Source organism: Clostridium sp. AF32-7AC (genome assembly GCF_003477925.1).
Classification (GTDB): Bacteria; Bacillota; Clostridia; order Lachnospirales; family Lachnospiraceae; genus Otoolea; species Otoolea fessa.
Genome location: NZ_QUEG01000006.1, coordinates 21991 through 45638 on the forward strand (window position 1 = coordinate 21991; position 23648 = coordinate 45638).

At 47.5% G+C, this 23648-nt stretch carries 19 protein-coding genes; 3 read left to right on the forward strand and 16 right to left on the reverse strand.

Annotated elements, in window-relative coordinates:
• Positions 1–52 precede the first annotated feature (52 nt).
• The 9 genes from DWZ45_RS09785 to DWZ45_RS09825 form a co-directional block, all read right to left on the reverse strand.
• Positions 53–1159 (reverse strand): nitronate monooxygenase family protein, encoded by a 1107-nt coding sequence (locus DWZ45_RS09785; protein ID WP_107000849.1) that lies wholly within the window; start codon positions 1157–1159, stop codon positions 53–55.
• 61 nt (positions 1160–1220) lie between these two features.
• Positions 1221–3113: an acetyl-CoA carboxylase, carboxyltransferase subunit beta gene (gene accD, locus DWZ45_RS09790; protein ID WP_118468872.1), complete on the reverse strand. Its 1893-nt coding sequence runs from the start codon at positions 3111–3113 to the stop codon at positions 1221–1223.
• Positions 3114–3133: 20 nt separating this feature from the next.
• A complete protein-coding gene (gene fabZ / locus DWZ45_RS09795; protein WP_022359380.1) occupies positions 3134–3556 on the reverse strand; it encodes a 3-hydroxyacyl-ACP dehydratase FabZ in 423 nt (140 codons plus the stop codon).
• Positions 3557–3680: 124 nt separating this feature from the next.
• On the reverse strand, positions 3681–4925 hold the full coding sequence (gene fabF, locus DWZ45_RS09800; RefSeq protein WP_107000851.1) for a beta-ketoacyl-ACP synthase II: 1245 nt from the start codon (positions 4923–4925) through the stop codon (positions 3681–3683).
• Positions 4926–5084: 159 nt separating this feature from the next.
• Positions 5085–5825, reverse strand: a complete 741-nt coding sequence (gene fabG / locus DWZ45_RS09805) for a 3-oxoacyl-[acyl-carrier-protein] reductase (protein ID WP_118468874.1) — start codon at positions 5823–5825, stop codon at positions 5085–5087.
• Entirely contained in the window at positions 5819–6751 is a 933-nt protein-coding gene (fabD, locus tag DWZ45_RS09810) for an ACP S-malonyltransferase (protein ID WP_118468876.1), read from the reverse strand. Before fabD ends, fabG begins: the two co-directional genes overlap by 7 nt.
• Positions 6752–6768: 17 nt before the next feature.
• Positions 6769–7695: an enoyl-[acyl-carrier-protein] reductase FabK gene (fabK, locus tag DWZ45_RS09815; RefSeq protein WP_118468878.1), complete on the reverse strand. Its 927-nt coding sequence runs from the start codon at positions 7693–7695 to the stop codon at positions 6769–6771.
• On the reverse strand, positions 7695–7928 hold the full coding sequence (gene acpP / locus DWZ45_RS09820; protein ID WP_022360533.1) for an acyl carrier protein: 234 nt from the start codon (positions 7926–7928) through the stop codon (positions 7695–7697). The genes fabK and acpP overlap by 1 nt, the downstream gene beginning before the upstream one ends.
• Before the next feature lie 130 nt (positions 7929–8058).
• Complete coding sequence (locus DWZ45_RS09825; RefSeq protein ID WP_118468880.1) at positions 8059–9021, reverse strand: beta-ketoacyl-ACP synthase III; 963 nt, start codon at positions 9019–9021, stop codon at positions 8059–8061.
• Positions 9022–9465: 444 nt separating this feature from the next.
• On the opposite strand from DWZ45_RS09825, the gene DWZ45_RS09830 reads away from it, so the two are divergent.
• Genes DWZ45_RS09830 through DWZ45_RS09840 form a run of 3 tightly spaced genes read left to right on the forward strand, consistent with a single transcriptional unit; the run spans position 9466 to position 13878 of the window.
• The gene (locus DWZ45_RS09830) at positions 9466–10161 is read left to right on the forward strand and encodes a response regulator transcription factor (protein WP_022360531.1); all 696 of its coding nucleotides are present in this window, start codon (positions 9466–9468) and stop codon (positions 10159–10161) included.
• Between the two features lie 45 nt (positions 10162–10206).
• The gene (locus DWZ45_RS09835) at positions 10207–12750 is read left to right on the forward strand and encodes a HAMP domain-containing sensor histidine kinase (RefSeq protein WP_118468882.1); all 2544 of its coding nucleotides are present in this window, start codon (positions 10207–10209) and stop codon (positions 12748–12750) included.
• A gap of 27 nt (positions 12751–12777) precedes the next feature.
• Positions 12778–13878, forward strand: a complete 1101-nt coding sequence (locus tag DWZ45_RS09840) for an alginate O-acetyltransferase (RefSeq protein ID WP_118468884.1) — start codon at positions 12778–12780, stop codon at positions 13876–13878.
• 536 nt (positions 13879–14414) lie between these two features.
• On the opposite strand, the gene glf is transcribed toward DWZ45_RS09840, so the two are convergent.
• The 7 genes from glf to DWZ45_RS09880 form a co-directional block, all read right to left on the reverse strand.
• Entirely contained in the window at positions 14415–15527 is a 1113-nt protein-coding gene (gene glf / locus DWZ45_RS09845; RefSeq protein ID WP_118468886.1) for a UDP-galactopyranose mutase, read from the reverse strand.
• A 265-nt stretch (positions 15528–15792) separates the two neighbouring features.
• Positions 15793–16560 (reverse strand): hypothetical protein, encoded by a 768-nt coding sequence (locus DWZ45_RS09850; protein WP_118468888.1) that lies wholly within the window; start codon positions 16558–16560, stop codon positions 15793–15795.
• Positions 16560–17492, reverse strand: a complete 933-nt coding sequence (locus tag DWZ45_RS09855) for a MarR family transcriptional regulator (protein WP_118468890.1) — start codon at positions 17490–17492, stop codon at positions 16560–16562. The genes DWZ45_RS09850 and DWZ45_RS09855 overlap by 1 nt, the downstream gene beginning before the upstream one ends.
• Positions 17493–17629: 137 nt before the next feature.
• Complete coding sequence (locus tag DWZ45_RS09860) at positions 17630–18679, reverse strand: hypothetical protein (RefSeq protein WP_147353107.1); 1050 nt, start codon at positions 18677–18679, stop codon at positions 17630–17632.
• 151 nt (positions 18680–18830) lie between these two features.
• On the reverse strand, positions 18831–20084 hold the full coding sequence (locus DWZ45_RS09865; protein WP_118468894.1) for a glycosyltransferase: 1254 nt from the start codon (positions 20082–20084) through the stop codon (positions 18831–18833).
• A 16-nt stretch (positions 20085–20100) separates the two neighbouring features.
• On the reverse strand, positions 20101–22572 hold the full coding sequence (locus DWZ45_RS09870; protein ID WP_118468896.1) for an LTA synthase family protein: 2472 nt from the start codon (positions 22570–22572) through the stop codon (positions 20101–20103).
• 725 nt (positions 22573–23297) lie between these two features.
• Positions 23298–23648 (reverse strand): acyltransferase family protein, encoded by a 351-nt coding sequence (locus DWZ45_RS09880; protein WP_182426657.1) that lies wholly within the window; start codon positions 23646–23648, stop codon positions 23298–23300.

Sequence of the window (23648 nt, forward strand, 5' to 3'; positions counted from 1 at the left end):
ACTATTTGCAAATTTCATCTTGGCTCATCCCTGAACCCTGCCAAAATCTATCCTACCCTTCGCACAGCGCCCGCATCACGCCCTCAACCGTCTCTATCTTCTCTGCTCTCCACGCGTTTCCGCCGCAGAAAATCAGAGCATGATCTTCATCACCGCGGGCGGCATTGACGAGTGCCTGCGTGATGCAGTATGGGATCTTCGCCGGATCACAGTGTTCCAGACACTGGTAACAGTGTGTCACTGCCTGTCTTCCTTTTTCCAGTTCTTTTAAGAACGCATTCTTGATCGCACGTCCCGGCATGCCGACCGGACTTTTGACAATCACGATGTCCTCTTCCTTCGCATCCAGATATGCCTGCTTATATGCCATCGGTGCATCGCATTCCTCGGTTGTCACAAAACGGGTTGCCACCTGCACGCCGTCCGCGCCAAGCTCCATCTGGTGCATCACATCCGCATGGTCGTAGATGCCGCCAGCCGTCACAACCGGAATCGATTTGCCATATTTCTGCGCGTATTTTTTAACCAGCGCGATAATTCCCCGCACTTCCTCGTCATATTCCGCCTGATGGAATGTCTCGGCTGCGTGCGGCGTGTCTACCTCCAGCTCGGTCAGCTTCTCACGGTCAAATCCCAGATGTCCGCCCGCCAGAGGTCCCTCAACGACCACCAGATCCGGTGCGGTCTGGTACTTGCGGTCCCACATCCGACAGATGACCGTCGCCGCCTTAACGGAGGAAACGATCGGCGCAATCTTCGTCGCCGTCCCTTTCACATACTCCGGCAGGGAAACAGGAAGTCCTGCGCCCGATATGATCAGGTCAGCGCCCGCCTTGACCGCCGTTTTAACGTACTCCGCATAGTTTTTCGTTGCCACCATGATATTAAAGCCCACGATGCCGCCCTTCGCGATCGCGCGCGCCTTCTGTAACTCTGAACCGATCGCGCGCAGGTTTGCCTCCTGCGGATGTTCGGCAAAATCCGGCTCCCGGAAACCGATCTGGGCAGTGGAAATAATGCCGATGCCGCCAGCCCCCGCCACGGCTCCTGCCAGCGAGGACAGGCTGATGCCAACCCCCATACCGCCCTGGATGATCGGAAGCTTCGCCGTCAGATCACCAATTTTCAGCGGTTTTAACTGTGATAAAATTGTACTCATACGATCTCCTATATTCACAAAGGGGACCGCCGCGCGGCAACCCCCTTTCAATATCTATTTTTTAGATTTTTCTAAAACGTTCATACCGCTGCTCCGCGATCTCATCCGGTGTCTTTTCCGCGCAGGACTGGAAGAACTCACGCATATGGCGGTCGATGATGCGTCCGATCTCCTCGATGTTGTCATCGGTTGCCGGCTCATCCTCGCAGATAATGCGCTCGATCATGCCAAGCTCATACAGATCCTCTGCCGTCATCTTCATGACCTTCGCCGCCTCGCTGGCTCTCTTGGCATCTTTCCACAGAATCGAAGCAAAGCCCTCCGGAGAAAGGATCGAGTAGGTCGCATTCTCCATCATCCATACCTCGTTGGAAACCGCCAGCGCCAGTGCGCCGCCGCTGCCGCCCTGACCGGTGATAATCGCCAGAATCGGCACCTTCATATCCGACATCTCAAAGAGGTTGCGGGCAATCGCCTCGCCCTGGCCTCTCTCCTCTGCCTCCATACCCGGGAATGCACCTGGCGTATCGACAAAACAGATGATCGGACGGTTAAATTTCGCCGCCTGTTTCATCAGACGGAGCGCCTTTCTGTATCCTTCCGGAGACGGCATGCCGAAGTTGTGCTTCATGCTGTCTTTCGGGGATTTACCTCTCTCCTGTCCAATGACCGTGACCGGCATTCCATAGAAGGATGCCACACCGCCGATGACCGCCATATCATCGCCATAATACCGGTCGCCGTGGAACTCGGTAAAATCGTCAAACAGGATCCGGATATAATCGCTGGCGTTCAGACGTCCGGCGCTACGGGACTGGCGTACTGCCTCCCAGGCGTCTCTCTCTCGGCCTGCGATCTTATTTAAGGTCTTCTGGCGCATGATACCGGAGAACGGTGCTTTCCGGCTCTTTAACTTGCCTTCCTCCACAGAAGCTGCTTTTTCTGCCCTAGATGCAGATGCCGCTTCTGTGTGGTTCTCCGCCTCGTCGTTCCATTTCTCCCAGCCATGCTCCTGGCTGTGAAGCTTCAAAATCTGTCCCAGAACACGCTTCTGATCTTTTCTTTCCACGATCTGATCCACAAAACCGTGTGTCAGCTGGAACTCGGCTCTCTGGAAGCCCTCCGGGAGCTTCTGGCCGATCGTCTGCTCGATGACACGCGGACCCGCAAATCCAATCAGCGCTCCCGGCTCTGCCAGGATGATATCGCCCAGGGACGCAAAGCTTGCCGTTACGCCGCCGGTGGTCGGATCCGTCATAAAGCTTATGTAGAGAAGTCCCGCCTCGGAATGACGTTTTAAGGCTGCGGAAGTTTTCGCCATCTGCATCAGGGAGATCATGCCCTCCTGCATTCTCGCGCCGCCGGAAGCCGCGTAGATGATAACCGGAAGCCGTTCCTCGGTCGCACGCTCTACCGCACGGGCAATCTTCTCTCCCATGTTGTGACCCATGCTGCTCATCAGGAAACGGGAGTCGCAGACCGCAATCACAGTCTCATAACCGTGAATCTTTCCTTTACCAGTGACAACCGCCTCATTTAACTCAGTTTTCTCTCTGGCTGCCTCAACCTTGCCCTCATAGCCCGGAAATGCAAGCGGATTGACCACAGACATCTCCTTATCCCACTCTTCAAAGGTACCTTCATCGATCAGCATCTCAATCCGGCGGTACGCATGCATCCGGAAATATCCGCCGCAGCGCGGGCACACATACAGGTTGTCCTTGACATCCTGCACCAGAATTGGTTTCTCACATTTATTACACTTACGCCATAAAGAACGCAGACTTTCCGGCGTCATCGCCGTCGGACGGCTCGGAATCTTCTCCGGTTTTTCCTGTGCTGCCTCTGCCGCCCTTTTATCTGCTTTCGCGCTCTCCGCACGGCTTACGCCGGCAGAACCGTGGTCGTTTGTATTGATCGAAGTATACGATTTCTTAAACAGATTTTTAAACATCTCTTATTCAACCTCACTTATTAGCCAATCATAAACGTCAGCTCTGCGGAAACAGCCAGCTTGCCATCGACGGTTGCCGTCGCACTTCCGATGCCGACCGGTCCTTTTCTCTTGATGATATGGCACTCCAGCTTTAACTTGTCGCCCGGAACTACCTTTTTCTTGAATTTTGCGTTGTTGATTGCCCCGAAATATGCCGTCCTGCCCTTATTTCCTTCTTCACTTAAAATCGCAACCGCGCCGACCTGCGCCAGCGCCTCCACGATCAGGACGCCCGGCATGACCGGCTCCTGCGGAAAATGACCTGCAAACCACGGCTCGTTGTATGTTACATTTTTATATCCAACCGCACCCTCGCCCGGTGTCACTTCCTCGATACAGTCGATCAAAAGAAACGGATGACGGTGCGGGATGATCTCCTGGATCTCTTTAATTCCCATCATAATTTCAGTTACCTCTTTCGCTTTCCCAGACATCATTTTTGTATGCTGCAAGTCTCTTCCGCCAGCTCCAGTGCGCTGCTTCCAATCATTCAATCATCCACACAAAAACGTCCTCAAATTATATTTAGTCCTCAAATTTCTTGATTACCAGGCTGGCATTGACACCACCAAATCCCAGGGAGTTGGTCAGGGCATAGTGGATATCCATCGGAACACCCTCGCCCATCGTGTAATCCAGATCGCAGCCCTCGCCTGCCTCTTTTAAACCTGCGGTTGCGTGTACAAATCCATCCTCAATGGATTTCACGCAGGCGATAAACTCAACACCGCCCGCTGCACCTAAAAGATGTCCAATCATCGACTTAGTGGAGTTAATTTTTACCTTGTAAGCGTGGTCGCCCAGCGCTTTTTTCACTGCCATCGTCTCGAAGAGATCGTTATGGTGTGTACTGGTTCCATGTGCATTGATGTAATCAATCTTCTCCGGTGCGATACCTGCATCCTTGAGCGCCATCTCCATCGCATACGCTGCGCCGCTTCCATCCTCTGCCGGGGAAGTGATGTGGAATGCATCGTTGCTTCCGCCGTAGCCGACTACCTCTGCCAGAATCTTTGCGCCACGCTTCTGCGCGTGCTCTAAGGACTCCAGAACTACGATACCAGCGCCCTCGCCCATGACGAAACCATCGCGGTCCTTATCAAACGGACGGGATGCCGTCTCCGGGTCATCATTGGTAGAAAGAGCCGTCAGAGCCGCGAAACCTGCCATACCGAGCGGTGTGATCGCAGACTCGGTACCACCGGCTACCATCACGTCTGCCTCGCCGTACTGGATCGAGCGGAACGCCTCACCGATAGAGTTCGTACCGGTCGCACAGGCAGTTACCACGTTGATGGATTTGCCCTTTAAACCATAATGCATTGCCACATTGCCGACTGCCATGTTGCTGATCATCATCGGAACGAGCAGCGGGTTCACGCGGTTCGGTCCTTTTTCCAGCATTTTTTTGTGCTCACGTTCCATCGCCTGTAAGCTTCCGATACCGGAACCGATGCTGGTTCCCACGCGGAACGGATCCTCTTTTTCCATATCCAGACCCGCCTGTGCGATCGCCTCACCGGCTGCCGCTACCGCATACTGGGAAAACGGCTCCATACGTCTCGCTGCCTTCGGATCCATGTATTTCTTCGGATCAAAATCCTTCACCTCGCCTGCCAGCTTTGCCTTATAATCGGTTGTATCAAAATATGTGATCGGCGCGATACCGACTTTTTTATCCTTTAATCCCTGCCAGAAGCTTGCTACGTCATTTCCAATCGGAGTGATCGCTCCCAGACCGGTTACTACTACACGTGTCTTATTTCCCATCTAAAAACCTGCCTTTCTATCGTCACAGTTCACACGTTGTGCAAACTGCGACACGATTTTGCCGATGCTTCGCATTCCAAATCGGCAAAATCTGCTGCCACTACGTTATCGTACGCCACTTTCGGTTCCAAAAGTGCCTATCTGTAAAGCACCCTTTCCCTACATCGCCATTCCGCCGTCCACGCACAGAACCTGTCCTGTGATGTAAGCTGCGCGGTCAGAAGCCAGAAATACGGCTGCCTGCGCTACATCCTCGGTTGTACCGAAGCGTTTTAACGGAATCTGCTCGCCCATCGCCTTCTTCACATCCTCCGGAAGAACGGCGGTCATCTCCGTATCAATAAATCCCGGTGCAATCGCGTTGACTGTGATGCCGCGGCTTCCGATCTCTCTTGCCACGGACTTGGTCAGTCCGATCACGCCCGCCTTGGACGCACAGTAATTGGCCTGTCCCGCATTTCCCATCACGCCGGAAACGGAGGAAATATTGATGATGCGTCCGCCCTTCTGCTTTAACATCTGGCGGGATACGTGCTTAATGCAGTTAAATGCGCCCTTTAAGTTCGTATCGATGACGGCGTCAAACTCTTCCTCACTCATCTTCATCAGAAGATTGTCACGGGTAATGCCCGCGTTGTTGACTAAAATATCAATTCTCTTATAGCGGCTGATAATGTCCTTTAAGAACACCTCCGCCGCGCTGTAATCCGATACATTGCACTGAACGGCTTCCGCCTGTCCGCCCGCCTCGGTAATTTCCTTTACGACATCCTCTGCTTTTGCCGCAGAGCCATTATAATTAACGATCACCACCGCGCCCTCTTTCGCCATCGAAATAGCGATCTGACGGCCAATGCCGCGGCTGGCACCTGTCACAACTGCTACTTTTCCATTTAACATCCAAGCGCCTCCTTTACTTTGTCGATATCTTCCAGTTTCTCTATATTGAACGCCTTCGCGTTTTTGTCGATTTTGCGCATGAAACCAGTCAGGGTCTTACCCGGTCCGATCTCAATAAATGTGTCCACACCGTCTGCTAACATCTTCCGGATCGTCTGCTCCCAGCGGACGGAGGAAGAAACCTGCTTCATCAGAAGCGGCTTTACATCGGCTGCATCGGTCACATAATCTGCCGTCACATTCGCAATATACGGAATCTCCGGTGTATGAATCTCAACGGTATCGAGTACCTTTCCAAGCTTCTCGCCAGCTCCCACTAACATCTTGGAATGGAACGGTCCGCTTACCTTTAACGGAAGAACGCGTTTTGCGCCCGCTTCCTTCAATTTCTCTCCTGCCTCGGCAACCGCCTCTGTCTTACCAGAGATAACAATCTGTCCCGGGCAGTTATAGTTGGCAATCTGCACGCCCTCGATCGGCGCGATCACCTCTTCGATCTTCTCTGCATCCATCGCCAGTACGGCAGACATGGCGCCCTGACCAACCGGGACTTCGCCCTGCATCAGGATACCTCTCTGCCGCACGGTACGGATGGCATCTTCGTCAGACATAACGCCTGCAGCTGCCATTGCAGGATATTCTCCCAGGCTCAGACCCGCAGCCACATCCGGGCGGATTCCGGTACGTTCCATGAATACACGCATCATCGCAAGGCTGGCGGTTACCATCGCCGGCTGCGTATACTCCGTGATATTCAAACGGTCCGTCTGCTCTGGATCAAAGCAAAGATCGGTCATTGAAAATCCAAGGATCTCACTTGCGTTCTCAAACATCCCGCGTCCCGTTTCCGTTTCCTGATAAAAATCCTGTCCCATGCCAGTGGTCTGTGCGCCCTGACCCGGAAAAATAAATGCAATTTTGCTCATAGCGTTACACTCACTCTCTACTTTCTGCCCAAAAGCGCCTCCGCCTGGGCCATCATTTCTTCAATCATTTCCTTGCAGGTCTGCTCTTTTTTCACCATACCTGCAATCTGACCAGCCATGACAGTTCCGTTGTCCACGTCGCCTTCCATGACTGCTTTCCGAAGTGTACCAAGAGTTAAATACTCCAGTTCTTCAAAGGGGCGTCCCTCTTTTTCTAACTTCAGATACTCTCTCGTCATCTTATTTCTAAGACAGCGGATCGGATGTCCGTGACTCATACCGGTTACGGTTGAATCAATATCCTTTGCCCTGATGACTCTGTCCTTGTAAGCCTGGCTTACGATGGATTCCTTCGATACGACGAAGCGGGTTCCCATCTGGACCGCCTCTGCGCCCAGCATAAATGCCGCCGCAATGCCGCGTCCATCTGCGATACCTCCGGCTGCAATCACCGGAATCGAAACCGCATCTACCACCTGAGGAACAAGCGTCATCGTCGTCGCCTCGCCGATGTGTCCACCGGACTCCATGCCTTCTGCAACGACTGCATCTGCGCCGCTCTTCTCCATCAGACGCGCCTGTGCAACCGAAGCGACAACCGGAATCACTTTAATGCCGGCTTCCTTCCACATACCCATGTATTTGCCCGGAATACCGGCGCCGGTCGTTACAACCTTGATGCCTTCTTCCACAACTACCTTTGCCACGTCATCCGCATACGGGCTCATCAGCATGACATTGACACCAAACGGCTTCTTTGTCAGCTCTCTCGCCTTGCGGATCTCCTCGCGGACAACCTCACCTGGTGCATTGGCGCCGCCAATTAAGCCCAGACCGCCAGCTTCAGAAACGGCTGCTGCCAGATGATGTTCTGCCACCCATGCCATGCCGCCCTGAATAATCGGGTATTCAATCCCCAACATTTCTGTGATCTTTGTTTTCATTATGCCTCTACACCTTTTTCTTTTAAGTAGTTCATAACATCGCCTACCGTTGCCAGGTTCTGCAGATCCTCAGCCGGGATCTCTACGGAGTACTCGTCCTCCAGAGCCATAACCAGCTCAAACAGATCCAGAGAATCAGCACCCAGATCATCCTTGAAAGAGGAAGCCTCGGTAATGGAATCTGCGTCTACGCTCAGCTGCTCTGCAATAATTTCTTTCATTTTCTCTAACATCGTTTCAATCTCCTTTTTAAATGAATTTTCTTTTTGTGACCGCAAAAATGCAATCACTGTTCTTATATTTTATCAAAAAATGGAATAATGTACATTAGTTTTGCTATATATTTTTTGCTTCTCCAGGCACCTACCAGGTCATCAATGCCGCGCCCCAGGTAAGACCCGCACCAAAACCTGCCATCACCAGCGTATCGCCGCGTTTTAAGCGTCCGTCCCGGTGCATTTCATCCAGGAGAATCGGAATCGAAGCCGCCGACGTATTGCCGTAGCGCTCGATATTGACCGGAATCTTGTCCATCGGAACCTTCAGACGGCGCGACGCCGCTTCCAGAATCCGGATATTCGCCTGATGCAGCAGATAATGCTGTACCGCCTCGCGGTCCGTTCCGGTCTCCTCCAGAATCGCATTCACAATCTCCGGTACCTTCTTCACCGCAAACTTGAAGACTTCCTGACCGTCCATCTGCATAAAACCAAGCTCCGGCTTGCCGCCCGTCAGGCAGTTTTCAAGACTTCTCGCCTGGCAGTACAGAACGTCGTTCTTCGTTCCGTCGTTACCGACCAGCGTCTTCACCACACCCGTCTCGTCCGCCCGGACAACCGCTGCGCCCGCGCCATCGCCAAACAGGATGCAGGAACTGCGGTCCGTCCAGTCTAACACCTTGCTCAGTGTCTCCGCACCGATGATCAGCGCCGTCTTATAGATGCCCGCCTGAATAAATCCCTGCACAATATGTAAGGCGTAAATAAATCCGGAACATGCCGCCGTGATGTCAAACGCCACCGCATGTTTCGCTCCGATGGCTCCCTGTACATCCGCCGCCGCACTCGGGAACGCCCGATCCGGGGAAGAAGTCGCCACGATCACAATCTCAATCTCCTCCGGAGAAATGCCCGCGTCCGCGATCGCGCGCTTCGCCGCCTCTGTCGCCAACGCCGAGGTTCCCTCGCTCGTCGAGACATGTCTGGCTCCAATACCCGTCCGTTCCCGGATCCAGGCATCATTTGTATCAAGAAATTTCGTCAAATCCTGATTCGTCACAACCTGCTCCGGCGCATACGCGCCAATTCCAATGATTCTAGCTGTCATTTTCTCGTTTAACTCCGCTTCTTCTATAAAAGATAGTTTTAATTTCAAATGGTTTGATATTCAAATTAATTTAGAGTGTAGCGGAGAATGTGGGGTTTGTCAAGGGTAACTTGTAAATGAACGGCAGGATTCTGGTGAGAAGACGCAACCCGGACAGAGAAGAGCCGCCCCCAATCTTCCGGAAAACGCTCTCGCTCTTGCACTCGCTGCAGCGGACACTAAGCTTGAAAAAACCTCGCTAAGTGCCGGCGCGAGTGATGTTTCCTACAGATTGGGGGCGGCTCTTCTCCTGAAATACGCATCACTTGAAATACATAAAAATTAGGATACCGCGGTTTCCTTTTTCGTTGTATAATTATAAGACATAGGTATCTTTATTGTATCTATACAGAAATTTGTATACTATATTATCTATATATTACCCTATTAAAAGGAGGAGTTGCTATGCAGAGTATTCTTGTATGTGACGATGACAAACAGATCGTGGAAGCGATTGACATATACTTAACCGGTGAGGGATTTGAGGTTATCAAGGCGTATGACGGCGCAGAGGCGCTGGAGCTTTTGAAAACGCACACCGTGAATTTGATGATTCTGGACGTTATGATGCCGGGGTTAGATGGAATCCGGACGACGCTGAAGGTGCGTGAGACCAGCAGCATCCCGATCATTATTCTTTCCGCGAAGTCTGAGGATGCGGACAAGATTCTGGGCTTAAATATCGGGGCAGATGATTATATCACGAAGCCGTTTAACCCACTGGAACTGGTCGCCCGCGTGAAATCTCAGCTCCGCCGCTACACGCAGCTGGGAAATATGAACAATCAGATGGGCAACCACGTATTCAAATGCGGCGGCCTGCAGATCAACGATGAAAATAAGGAAGTAACCGTGGACGGCGAGCTCATCAAGCTGACACCGATCGAGTACAACATCCTGCTTCTGCTCGTTAAAAACGCCGGAAAAGTCTTCTCCATCGACCAGATCTACGAGGCGATATGGAATGAGGAGGCGATCGGCGCGGACAATACAGTTGCGGTTCATATCCGCCATATCCGCGAAAAGATCGAAATTAACCCGAGGGAGCCGCGCTATCTGAAGGTTGTCTGGGGTGTTGGATATAAAATTGAGAAGCAGTAAAAATGTGAATCATCCATCTAACAGAAGTTAGGAGTTGCAAAATTTATGACAAAACTCTCACATATTCCGATGCAGATCCAGAAATGGATCGCCAGCCTCGCGCATCTGTTTTTCCTGATTCTGGGACTCATCGGTATCAGCCTCATGTATATCAATGGAAATTTCGGGCTGGGGCTGACCGGCATTGGCTCGGTTCCTTATGAGGACACCGCGGAATTTAACACACAATTTAATAACGATCTGAACGATATCTTCCTATATATGGAATATCAGGACGTCTTCGGTGCCGACAGCTCGATCGACCTCTCGCGCCGGATGCTCAAAATGACCTTTGGACCAAGCGAGACCGAAAATTTCTCCCTGTCCTCCCTGATTTCCTATCTGGAATCCATGGGGTACCAGCTCGACGACGACTTTAACTGCCAGAAAGTTTCTGAACCGGCAGACGGCGTCAAGAGCCGCGAAGGCTACGTCGAATGGTCGGTTCAAGAGCCGCAGCGGATCTACAGCTACCGTTCTGCCAGCCGGAAGCGCAGCACATTGGAGGATGCGGCGGTCGAGATCATGGACACACTGCATCGTTATTACACAGTGTATAACCGTTTCGTCGCCAATCCATCCAACCTGCATTTTAAAATCCAGTACACGGAGCCAGATTCGGATCAGAGCGAAACAACCCAGTTTACAAACACCGATTCCCTGACACCGGAAAATGTCAAGGAATACGGGCGCTACGCGTACCTGCCGGGCAATTCCGTTTTCTACGACACCAACATGAAAGCGATCCCGCTCAGCAGCATTTCCGCACTGGCATCCAATAACCCATACACCGGCAGCGACTATTATCTGCTGGTCGGAATCGATACAAATTATCCAGTCACTGACCTTTACGCACGGGCGCATACCGCATACCTGCACCGGCAGCACCTGTATCTGACCGGATTTGCACTGACGATCTTCGCAACGATCGGACTGCTTTTGAGCTTCCTGTTTCTGTTCCGGGTGTCCGGCTACCAGAGTTACCGCAGCTTCGACGTGACACTGCACGGCTTCGACAAGAGCGGCACCGAAACCGGCATCGTTTTTTTTGCCGCCATGACCGCGATCGCCCTGGTTGTGAGCGACCTGATTCTCGTCCGCATCCTGCATCTGGTCATTCCATCGCAGTATTGGTACTTCTCCGATCACAGCCTGCAGGCGCTGGTCCTGTATCTGGGCGGACTGCTGCTCTTTTTCAGCCTCCTGCGCCGCTACCGCGCCGGTACCCTGTGGACCTCCAGCCTGATCTGCCGGTTCCAGAAAAAAATGGCGATCCTCAAAACACGCCAGAACTTCCGCAGCCGTCTCGGCATCGGATTTGTTCTCTATCTTGCAATCAACACAGCGCTTATCAGCCTTGCCTGGTATTTCTGGGACCGCGTGTATGCAAGTTTATACGTTGTTTACCTGCTGACAGGTCTGACTGTGCTGGTATTTCTGCTGTTTAACCTGTGGATCTTTTACATACTGTTCCGGCAGGCAATCGAACAGGAATCCATCCGCGACGCCGTCCAGCAGCTATCCACCGGAGAAACCAGCTACCAGCTCAACCTCGATGAATTTGACGGACCGGAGCTCACGCTGGCAGAGGGACTCAACAACATCAGTTCCGGTCTTGAAACCGCCCTTCAGGAGAAAATGAAGAGCGAACGCCTCAAAACCAACCTGATTACCAACGTCTCACACGACATCAAAACGCCGCTGACCTCGATTATAAATTATGTAAACCTAATGAAACGGGAACATATTGAAGATGCGCGGATCAACGCCTATCTCGATGTGCTCGACCAGAAATCACAGCGTCTCAAAACACTGATTGAAGACCTCGTCGAGGCATCCAAGGCAAGCTCCGGCAATGTGAAGCTCGAATTTACCGACATTGACCTCGTCCAGATGGCATTTCAGACCAACGGCGAATTTGAAGAAAAACTGGATGCCAGACATTTGCAGCTCATCATCAATGCCCCGCGGGAACCGCTGATGATCCGCGCCGATGGACGCCGCCTGTGGCGCGTACTTGAAAACCTGTACAACAACGTCTGTAAATATGCGATGGAGGGCAGCCGCGTCTACGTAGACCTCGCCCGCGTTCCCGGGAATGCAGAAACCGGTACTGCTGGCCAGGCAGTCTTCACCATCAAAAATATATCCGCCAATCCGCTCAATATCCGTGCTGACGAGCTGACCGAGCGTTTCGTGCGCGGTGACGTCGCCCGCACCACCGAGGGAAGCGGACTGGGACTATCGATCGCCAAAGATCTGACGGAACTGCAGAAAGGGCAGTTTAGTTTGTATATCGATGGGGATCTGTTTAAGGCACAGGTGGCGTTTGATTTGGTGGAGAAAACGACGGAGAAGGCGGTTGAGGACGCAGGAATAATAGAAGAAACCGATGCTTCCGAAGCGGCTGAAAAGCCGAAAAAGGACGATGAACTGAAAAAAACAAATATACCGGAAGAAGCTACTATTCAAAAAGAGGTAAACGGCGAATCTTCCGAAAATGCTATCAATGAAACCATAAACACTACGGAAAATTCAAGAAATGAATAAAAATTTATGAATTGAGGACTTTATCCTATGAAACGCACTCATATCATGATCGCAGTCTTCTTCGCCTGCATCCTCTCCCCCAACCTGCTGTTTCCTATCCTGAAAACCACAGCCGATGAGGGCACCGGTGAAAACCGCAGTCTGGCGGCATTTCCAACTCTGTCGCTGGAAACCATCGATACCTTTCCATCCGGTGTTGAGGGCTGGATCAACGACCACGCGGCGTTCCGCAACCGCTTCTTAAGCCTGAACGCCCGCTTAAACCTCTCCTTATTCCAGTTCGGAGACTCGCAGGACGTCATCACCGGAAAAGATGGCTGGTACTTTTACACGCTCGGAAGCTCTGTCGAGGACTTCCTCGGTACCAACCGTTTTTCCGCCGGGGAACTCCAGATGCTGGCAGACAAACTCCAGACCGTCCATGATGCCTGGAAAGAAAAAGGCACCGAATTCATCTTCCTGTGTGCTCCCAATAAAGAAGGCGTATACAGCGAATACCTCCCGGATGGCTTCACCGCACCGGACGGACCTACCCGCCGCAGTGAACTGCTCGATTATCTGGAAATACAAACAAATGTCCCTGTTGTCAATCCATACCCGGAGCTCAAAAACCGCCGGGACTATCAGTGGTATTTCAAAACCGACACCCACTGGAACGATGCTGCCGGATTTCTCGTCTCCGGGCAGATCATTGACGCCGCTGGCGGCACCTCCACGCCGATCGAAAACGTCACTGTCACCTATGAGCCGCGCGATCCGGGCGATCTGGCGAACCTGTTCCACATGCCAGAATCCATGTGCGACGATACCAAAGCAGATGTATCCGGGTACCGAAACAATGTAACCATCCACTACGACAGTGCCTCCGACGATGGCAACATCGCCCACATCTCAGCAGACCAGGCGCCCGACCCGCGACGCATCACGATCTACCGCGACTCCTTCGGCCCTGCCCTACTGGCAGGGCTGCCGAAATACTTCGCGCATACCGATTTCTATCACTGGCAGGCATTCGAGCCGGAATTTTTGAACGAAAATAAGCCGGATGTGCTGGTGTATGAGGTGGTGGAACGGGATTTGGGGAGAATGATGGAGGATTTGGAGAAATTGATGCCCACGCAAAAATAATATGTGCATTTTTTTATTTAAACAGTGCAAAAAAACTTTCGAATTTAAAAGAAATGTGATACAATCAATCTATGGATGCCACCATAACACGGTAGGCGGCTTGGTCCTCTTTCAGAGGGCTGCGTACCCTCTGATTACATAGATACCTGCAAGGGAATCTACCTGAGAGGAGGGATGCCATATGGAAATCATTGGAATTGTACTAGCGATTTTGAGTTTCGGCGCAACTTGCTTCAAAGCCGGATATTCACTTGGCAAAGATGTAGAAAAAAGCGCAAAAAAATAGCCGCCCATCCTGACACGATTGCGGCTATTTTCTTGTCTTAATCACTAAGGAACCAAACCGTCTATCGGTGGCATCCTTTATATATAATATAACATTATAATCCGTAAGATTCAAGCGAAATTACAATTTTTTAGCAATTTAAAAATTTGCAATTTTCATTTCACCATTTTATCTGAATCAGCAAATAGCTTCCCATCCATTTCATGATTCCGAAACCATCCGCCGATCCGGATAAAAATCAAAAATTCTCCTACAGCTCCTTCTTCACCAGCTCCAACGCCGAAGCAATCACCGCATCCATATCATAATACTTATACTCGCCCAGACGGCCGCCAAAGATTACCTTCTCTTCCTTCTTGGCCAGCTCTTTGTACTTCTCATACAGCGCACCATTCTTCGCGTCATTGACCGGATAATACGGCTCATCGCCTAACTTCCACTCCGAACTGTACTCACGGCTGATAACCGTCTTTGGCAGATCATTGCCATCGGCATCCTTGCCAAACTCAAACCATTTATGCTCGATAATACGCGTCCACGGAGTCTCCGCATCCGTATAGTTCACTGCCGCATTGCCCTGGAAATTCGGGATATCCAGCACTTCGGTATCAAAGCGCACAGAACGATACTCCAGAACGCCCAACGAATACTCAAAATACGCATCGATCGCGCCGGTGTAAACTACTTTCTTTGCCATCGCATCCCACTCGGCCTTATTCTTAAAATAATCCTCTTCCAGACGAACCTCGATGCCGTCCAGCATATTGGCAACCATCTTCGTATAGCCGCCAACCGGAATTCCCTGATACAGGGCGTTAAAATAGTTGTTGTCAAAGGTCAGACGGACCGGAAGACGCTTGATGATAAAGGATGGAAGATCCTTGCACTCTCTTCCCCACTGCTTCTGTGTATAGCCCTTGATCAGCTTCTCATAAATATCCGTGCCAACCAGGCTGATCGCCTGCTCCTCCAGGTTCTTCGGCTCCGTGATGCCTGCTGCCTTGCGCTGTTCCTCGATCTTCACCGCTGCCTCCTGCGGAGTCACGACACCCCACATCTTGTTGAAGGTGTACATATTAAACGGCAGGGAATACAGCTCGCCATGGTAATTCGCCACCGGAGAGTTCGTAAAACGGTTAAACTCCGCGAACTGGTTTACATAATTCCAGACTTCCTTATTATTCGTGTGGAAAATATGCGCGCCATACTTGTGGACCTGAATGCCCTCCATCGGCTCTGTATACACATTTCCTGCAATATTCGGACGACGGTCAATCACCAGAACCTTCTTGCCCGCTTTCTTCGCCTCATGGGCAAATACGGCACCGTAGAGACCGGCGCCTACTATTAAATAATCGTACATGTTGGTTTTCTCCTTGTTACGTGTTGTTATACTTGTGATTTATTTATAACATACAACGACAATTTAAACAAGAATATCCCGTCAGCTTCAAGCATTCCCCAAAACAAACTCTCAATTTGGACACAATACCTTATTAATACTCCATTAGGATACATGAGTCCTATGGAGTACAGACGTAGACTTGGATTGGCTGTTTAACCTGTCCAAGAAAATGTCCGCACCCTCCCCTCTCAGGGCGAGTCCAAAATCTTCAAGAACACTTTTACTATGTATTATCCTTCAACCCATAACACTGGTACAACATATCTGTCATTTTCTTCTTATCTGTTCCTCTTATACCCAAGGACTTTAAATCCACTGTTTCATCAGCTATTTCAGATAAGAACTTTTTCATATCCTCTGCTATTTCCGGACTGAGAACTTGCCTTGTATTGGCTGTGATTAACTGTGCTAATCGGAACACATCGTTTTTATGTTTCTTTATATTTTTGCTGTCAACCTGCTCTCCATTCAGCTTGCGTTCCTTTAAATCCAGCCACGCTTTCGCCTTAAATGGTATCAGACAAGTCGGACTTAATACCGGAATGCCATCAACCATCAATTGTCCGGTTTTTAGCAATTCATAATACGCTTCATTTAAAAGGATTGCCGACAAGCTGGAGATTTCATCGTCTATCGGAAGCGGTGTGAGAACTGCATCATCTTCCAATATAACAAAATCCGGATTTCTGGAAAATATTTCTATCATATATGGATATTCTTTGCTTTTCGGAGATGTGAAACGATAAAACTGTGTATTTCCGGTACTTTTATTCAAATGCTCATATCCTGCTTCCTTGACATACTCCCAGAACTGCCTGCCGAACTCCGCTGTTATGGATTCGACAATCAATACAATATCTACATCTTTTGTAGCACGAAACGGTAATTCTTCATTTTCCATAATCAAATCACAAGCTGTCCCGCCGATGATAACATATTGATTTTCAAAACCCTGAAATCTTTCCTTAAATTTTGTAAATCCGCTGACCATTACTCCTTCAACCTTCTTTCCTGCAATTCATCTACTGCTTCTTCAATTCTCTCATCGTTTGTATCTCCAAAAGATAAAACAATGGAAATATCGTCAGCACTGTTATCCTCTGAAAATTGTTTCGGGTTGTATGCCCATAATTCAAGTCTTACCTGCTTATCCGGGTCTATCAATTCATCGGTCAGCAAAGTTTTATCATAATCCCTCTCACTGATTGCATAGGTAGCAACTCGGCTTGGATTTAGCATTGTTTTTTCAGAAAGTGCCGTCCCCCCTGCAAAGACCATATTTTCTGTAACTTGCGTCTTATCTATATATCCTGCTTTGCGGACAGGTGTTGTCAAATATACTTTTGCTTTTTCAAATAATTCATCTCTGTTATATTTTGACTCAATAAACTTGTTGACACCGTCTTTTGCTACAAGAAACAAATCCGTCGCTTCCAACTGCTTTACTGCTCTGGTCAAGGTCATTGCTGTAAATGGAAGCACTTTTCCGGCTTCTGAAATATACAATCGTTTTTTCTTACTATACAGATAAAACAAAAACAACTGCTGTGTTGAGCAAACAAACTTACCTGTCAGCTTTTGGGGTTCTTTCTCATCAGAAAGCATTGTCCCGATGAAAGGAAGAAAGACCTGCTTATCAGTAATAAACGGTATATTATTTTCTATAAGGCTTTTTCTTCGATAATTAGATACCGACGCAAGTTCAAATACGACTGGTACATTATCAATCTGCTGTATTTTTGTAATCTGTTTTTTCAATGCCGGAAGTGTGGCAAGTTCTTCTGTCGGAGTAAGCATTATACAGCGTCTGTTTCCAATATATGCTGTGTGAAAATTATAACTCCCTGCAATATAAACAGGCAAAGAATCCTGATGATTCCATGCTTCATATTTTATAGAAATCCCGAATACGCTTGTAAGCATATTTCCCATTCCCCCTTAACTCAATTTCTTTCATTTTAACTTAGCTGATGTTAAAAGTAAAGTTTTTGAGTTATTTTAAGTTTATTGCTAATGCAAACTTCCAGAAATTTTACAACTAATTATATGTTTCATTTTTTTCATACGTCCCCGCCTCTACATCCGCCTGCCACACTCCCATACAAGAGTATCATCCAAAACATCGGCTGCCGGTAATTCACAAGGAAAAAACTCTCCGCCAGAAGTCCAATCACAGCGCAGGTCATAGCCGCATCTATGCGTCGCAGCTTGCGTCCAAGCCAGACCAACAAACAACTAGTCGGAATTAAACCATAGCAAAACATCACACTGAACAGGCAGCAATGAATCTCATTCACCTGACTTGCCAATGTAAATCGGTCAAAACCGCCCTCTCCAGCTCCATACAAAAGATACTGAGGGTACAGTACCAGCTTCTCCATTCCACGATCCAGAAAAAGTCCCAACAGGCCACCATGAGCAACCTTCCATATCTTCTCTTGAATCCGTGTCAGCATATTATAATCCACCGTCTTCACATCAAAATCCGCTGCAGGCCATATCCACCATAAAAACAAACCAAATATAAGCACTCCCATACAGATTCCCAAGATCCATACCTTCACTGATACACCCTTTTTGCATCCAATTTGATACAGCCCATACAAAACAGCCAAAATAGTAAATACAAAAAATCCCAATAAGATTCCCGTAGACTTCGATGCTGCGATCACCGGCAAGACCAGTACATAGAACACAGGAAAGCTCCGATCCCCAAACCGGCACCGGTACAGATACAAAAGCAATATCATCATAAACAGGAAAAATGCCAGTTGGTTCGGATCATTAAAGGTTCCCTGATAGCGAATCGCTCCCCAATACTCACGAAACATGCGTCCATGACCCGACAGATATATCAGCAGTTGCACTCCGATATTCACTTTTACCACACAATTAATCCCGGTCAAAAAAGCTTTTCCGCCATATTCCGTCAGATAGCAGAAACTCCAGATAGCACAGGCATTGAAGATCCAAAAGCAGGTATACTTAAAAAATTCACCACGTCCCAGGCGAATTCCATAATATGTATTAATCACCAAAACAAATGCCATAAACACATAAAACAGTCCTTCTGTCTTCAGCTGAAAAAGACGTTCCGGTCTTCTTCTCATACAGTCACATAACAGCATAAAAAAGGAGGCGAACAGACATACATCCGCCGCCTCCATCCCCCCAGAAGGGAATAAATAAAATTGTTTCAAAAATATAAAAAGCAAAAAAAATAAGACCGCCGCTGCCGTCCCATTTCCATCCGGTATACTTCTATTCCATTTCTGCAAAACGTCCATAGATCTCCCTCATCTTTTTTTCCACCACATCTAGGCCAAACTCCCGACTTTGCATGATACAGGCTTCTTCCATCTCTTTCCAGCTGCTTCTCCTAGAAAGCATATCCCGAAGAGCTTCCGCCCAAACATCCGCATCCTGAAGATGATTCAGCATGATTCCGCCCGGGCATAGCTTCATTCTCTGATTTGCTGACTCGGTCCATCTATCTCCCATCAGATCTGTATTTCCTCGGATCTCCGAACAGATCACCGGAAGTCCACTTGCCATGGCCTCCAGCATCGCCCTAGGCAATCCTTCCTGAAAGGATGGAAAAAGGAAGATATCCGAAGCTCCAAAGATCTCCAGCATATCTTCCCGGTATCCTAAAAACGATATATGATCGGTAATTCCAAGCTTATCTGCCAGCTCATGGAGATGCTCATTCAATTCTCCATGTCCACACAAGAGCAGATGAAGCTTTTCATAAACACTATGATCCGTCTCATCCCTCATCCTGGCCAGCATCCGAAACAAAACTTCCTGATTCTTCCGGGGTATCATCTCTCCGGATGTCAGAAGCACCACCTGATCAGGCAGAACCCCAAGGCTTTCTCTCTTCATCTGCCTTTCCTTATCCCCAAGTGCTTGAAACTGAGAACTATCTATCCCCACTCCCGGCACATAATCCACATACCTCGCATGGAATTTCCGCTTCGCCAGCTCATAATCCTCCTGATTAATACAAAGCTGCTGATCCGTATATCTGGAAAGGAACTTCTCCATCTGGTAGTAAATAAGCCAGTTCTTCCATGAGGCCCCCTTAAAAAAATGGAATCCATGGGCCGTATAGATAACCGGTCCCGTACCAGTTACATGTGCTGCCAGACGAGCCATGACACCACCCATAGGCGTATGACAGTGTACCAACGAAAAATGCTCCCTTTTCATCAAATCACACATCTGTCGGTACACTAGACAGTTCTTTGCACTGAACGGACTTCTGACAAAATCAATTTGGTGTCGAATTATCCCGGTTCCATCCAGGCGATGATTATCCGTACCATAGGAAGGTGTATGAAAATTCGAAGCATAGTGAACCTCATAACCTAACTCCTGCAAAATACGCACATTGTTCATCTCAAACTGAGGAACAAAGCCGCTGACGTGAGTAACCAGAAGGGCCTTGCGAAGCGGTTTCAATTGTTCCGTCTCATTCAACTGTCTCTTCCGATTCATCTGCTTCTCCATTCAGACACCTCCTGCATCAATAATGAATCTTCTTATCAAACATGTTCCGGTACTGCAATCTCCAATACTCCTCCAAAATCGGCTGACTGGTATCCAGCACTTCCCAATTTCCATCCGCATCACGCCAAGAACTTCCATCCATCGCTGGGATCTCTTCCCGCACGCTCTTCAAAAACTCCTGATATGGAAGAAGTTTCATTCCTGCCTTTTCAAACATCAGTTCCGAGAGAAAATTCGCACTAGTAAATACATTTTCCTCTGCATCGATCTCATAATTCGCCCAGATAAAAAATGGGACAATATAGCGGCTCTGCGCTTCCGCAAGTGTCCACTCCGTCAGCGGCTTTCCTGCTAACGTCTCATAGAAACTTTCTTCCACCATCGGCTGATGATCCCCAAAGAATACGATCACCGTTGGATCTTCTATCTTGCTAAAATAATCAATCAACATCGGAATCGCCGCATCTGACTCACGAATCAGTGTCAGATACTCTTCTGCATTTGGAAATTCTCCCTCATGCCCCGGAATCCGGACTGCATTCTCTGTAAAATATCCCGTGTCGTACCCGCTGTGATTCTGCATCGTCACATTAAAAATAAACGCCGGCTGTCCACTTTGACAGATTTTTTCAAACTCTTCGATTACCTTTTTATAAGAATCCCGATCCGAAATATAACGATCCCGAACCAGCTCTGCATTTTCAAAATCAGACACATCCAGAAACGTTTCAAAGCCAATTTTCGGATACACTTGGGCGCGGTTATATCCTCTCTTATCATATGGATGAATCGCCGTGGTATGATACCCTCTGGCTTTCAAAATCTGTGCAATCGAATACGTGCCATTCCGTGTGATATACTGCTGATACGGAATCGATCCTTGAAGAAATGCCATCGAATTTCCTGTCAGAAATTCATACTCTGTATTTGCCGTTCCACCTCCGATCGGATATACCTGCATATAACCTTTTACTACATTTCCCGATAAAGAATTAAAATTCGACATATACACTTCATTATCCAGTTCCGGGAAAATCACACTGAGATCCGAAAAACTCTCATTCATAATCGCGATCACATTCGGACAATTCTGTTCCTTCTCATCTTCCGTTTCTACAAATTTCGAAATCATCTCTTCCGAATCTTTTGACGAATATCCCGCTGGCTCTTCCAGTTTCATATGGCGGATATCCGAAATGAAGCTAAGAGCAATCCCATACCTCTGAATGTTTATATTTTGATTCCAAAAATCCATATCCGGGGCAAATAAAGCTCCACCCATCATAAAACCAAGCAGACATACAGACGGAAGCGACCACACTAAAACACACGAAAAAACACGTTTTTCTCTTCCATAAAAATAAAAAGTCAATACAAGAAACGCTATCAGAAGCCACAATGCCAGAAGCATCGGTCCCGTCACACTGTAGTGGTAATTCATGAACACATTTTTAGCCGTCCCCACCGCAAGAAAATCTCCCGGCACGATAGGCGAACCACGAAACGAACGCACAAACGAATTTGCTACAGAAAATATGTACATGACAAACATGACCGCCGATACCGAATAAAAAACACTTCGAACCAACATATATGCAATCAGCAGAAGCAGAAGATAAATCACGATATTTCCAAAAATATATTCTGCGCCAATATTCGCCAGGTTCTGTTCCACCAGTTCGACCATGTACAATAAAATAACAGATGACAGAATCAGCCACACGCCATCTGTCACTATCTGATAAATCTTTTTGTCACTGTCTCGCTTCTCATGCCATTCATGCACATTTGCTCCAACCGCCGATATGACTAATAATGTCAAGCCACATCGAATTCCTAAATCCAAGATGTGAAAATAACAGGAAATAACATATAAGACAACATAAAATCCAATAAAAAATGCTACTCCCTTTTTGATTCCGATCGTTTTTCTTAAATTCACAATCAACTGTTCCATCCCTGCCAAACAAAACAGTGTTATCAGGAATACTCCGGCAAACATCACTAGATTATTAAAAATAGAAACACTGCCGATTGTTTTCCGCAAATAGTAAGACTCCCACCCGGAAGAATACAAATCTGTGCGGCTGATTCTCTTATCATTAGACCAAACTTCTGCCACACCAGAGCCATCATGCATCTGGAAATCCACCTGAAGCTCTTTCACATTTTCTGCTGTATAAGAAAGCGTAGCCGGGCTGTCCGGATTGACCACCATCCAGACACCATCTGCATGCTTCCAGTCTCCCTGCTTTTCTATTGAATCAAAGGGGACTTCCTCTCCATCCAGAAGAATTCGGACAATCCTTATATCTGATCCACCTGATTTGATATTTCGCTCGGCTGTTGCTGTAATGACCAGTCTTGCTTCTTTTGCAGGGCTGGCAAATATATCATTAAAAATCGTATACGAAAAGAAGAGTGAGATTACCAGTGCTACCAGTAAACTCGCTCCATATTTAAAATATAAATTCTTTTTTTGTTTCATTGCTATAAATTCTCATTCTGAATTTTATCTTATAATCCGACTTAATATATTCATATGTATATACGAAATCAAGAAAATCACAGCTATAGTTATAACAAATGACAATGAAAACGGAATGCTTATATATGAAAAAAACGACAATAAAAATCTTCCAAATGTCATATGCATCAAATACACCGACAAACTGATCTTACAGCAAAAATCTATCATCTGACTCTTTTTGAATTGTTCTTTAAAAATTGCAAATATTATAATTAAAAAAAGAGAGTATATAAATGATACAAAATAACAATATGTATCATGATACTCTCTGGCAAATACCCAAAACCATATCACCATAAGCACATAATTTACAATCAGCAATAAACTCCCATTAAAAATTGAAATTCGCCGTTCTTTTCGAAAGATTTCTCCTAAAATCATTCCCATCAGAGGCATGTAAACGAACACTAACGTTGAGGAAACCGAAAGATGAAACCCCTTTATTAAAAACATTATCAATAATACAAATAATTCTAAAAATAAAAAGTTATACTCTGGTTTTATTTTTTCATAAATCCATGCATATCCTATTCTTACTAGATAAAATAAAAACAAAGGAATTAAAAACCAAGTGGTGCCATTAATGACATCTCCATGACCTGTAAAATATCCAACCAAAGTCATACTTTCAATCCATTGTTTTGTCGAAAATTGACTCCAATAAGTTGTTTTTATTATCCAAGTCAATCTTTGTAGAATATAAAATAAAAAAATGCCATTAAACATCCCACATAGGTTTTCATTGTCTTTTTAAAAGTCTTTTTTGCTTCATTTTTATAATTTCCGTTATATGTAAACAAAAAACCACTAAGCAAAAAGAATAATGAAACACCAAAAGCGCCAAAATCTTGAATTATATCTAACGGGACTACAAAAAAGAAATCTATTATTTTTTTTACAATCCAATTAGGATTATAAAAGCCTCCCAAATGATCATATAAAATCATAACCAGTGCAATTACACGTAAATAATCAAACGCATATATTTTTGAACCGTTTGACTTATCTGAATATACATCTACTTTTTCCACCAT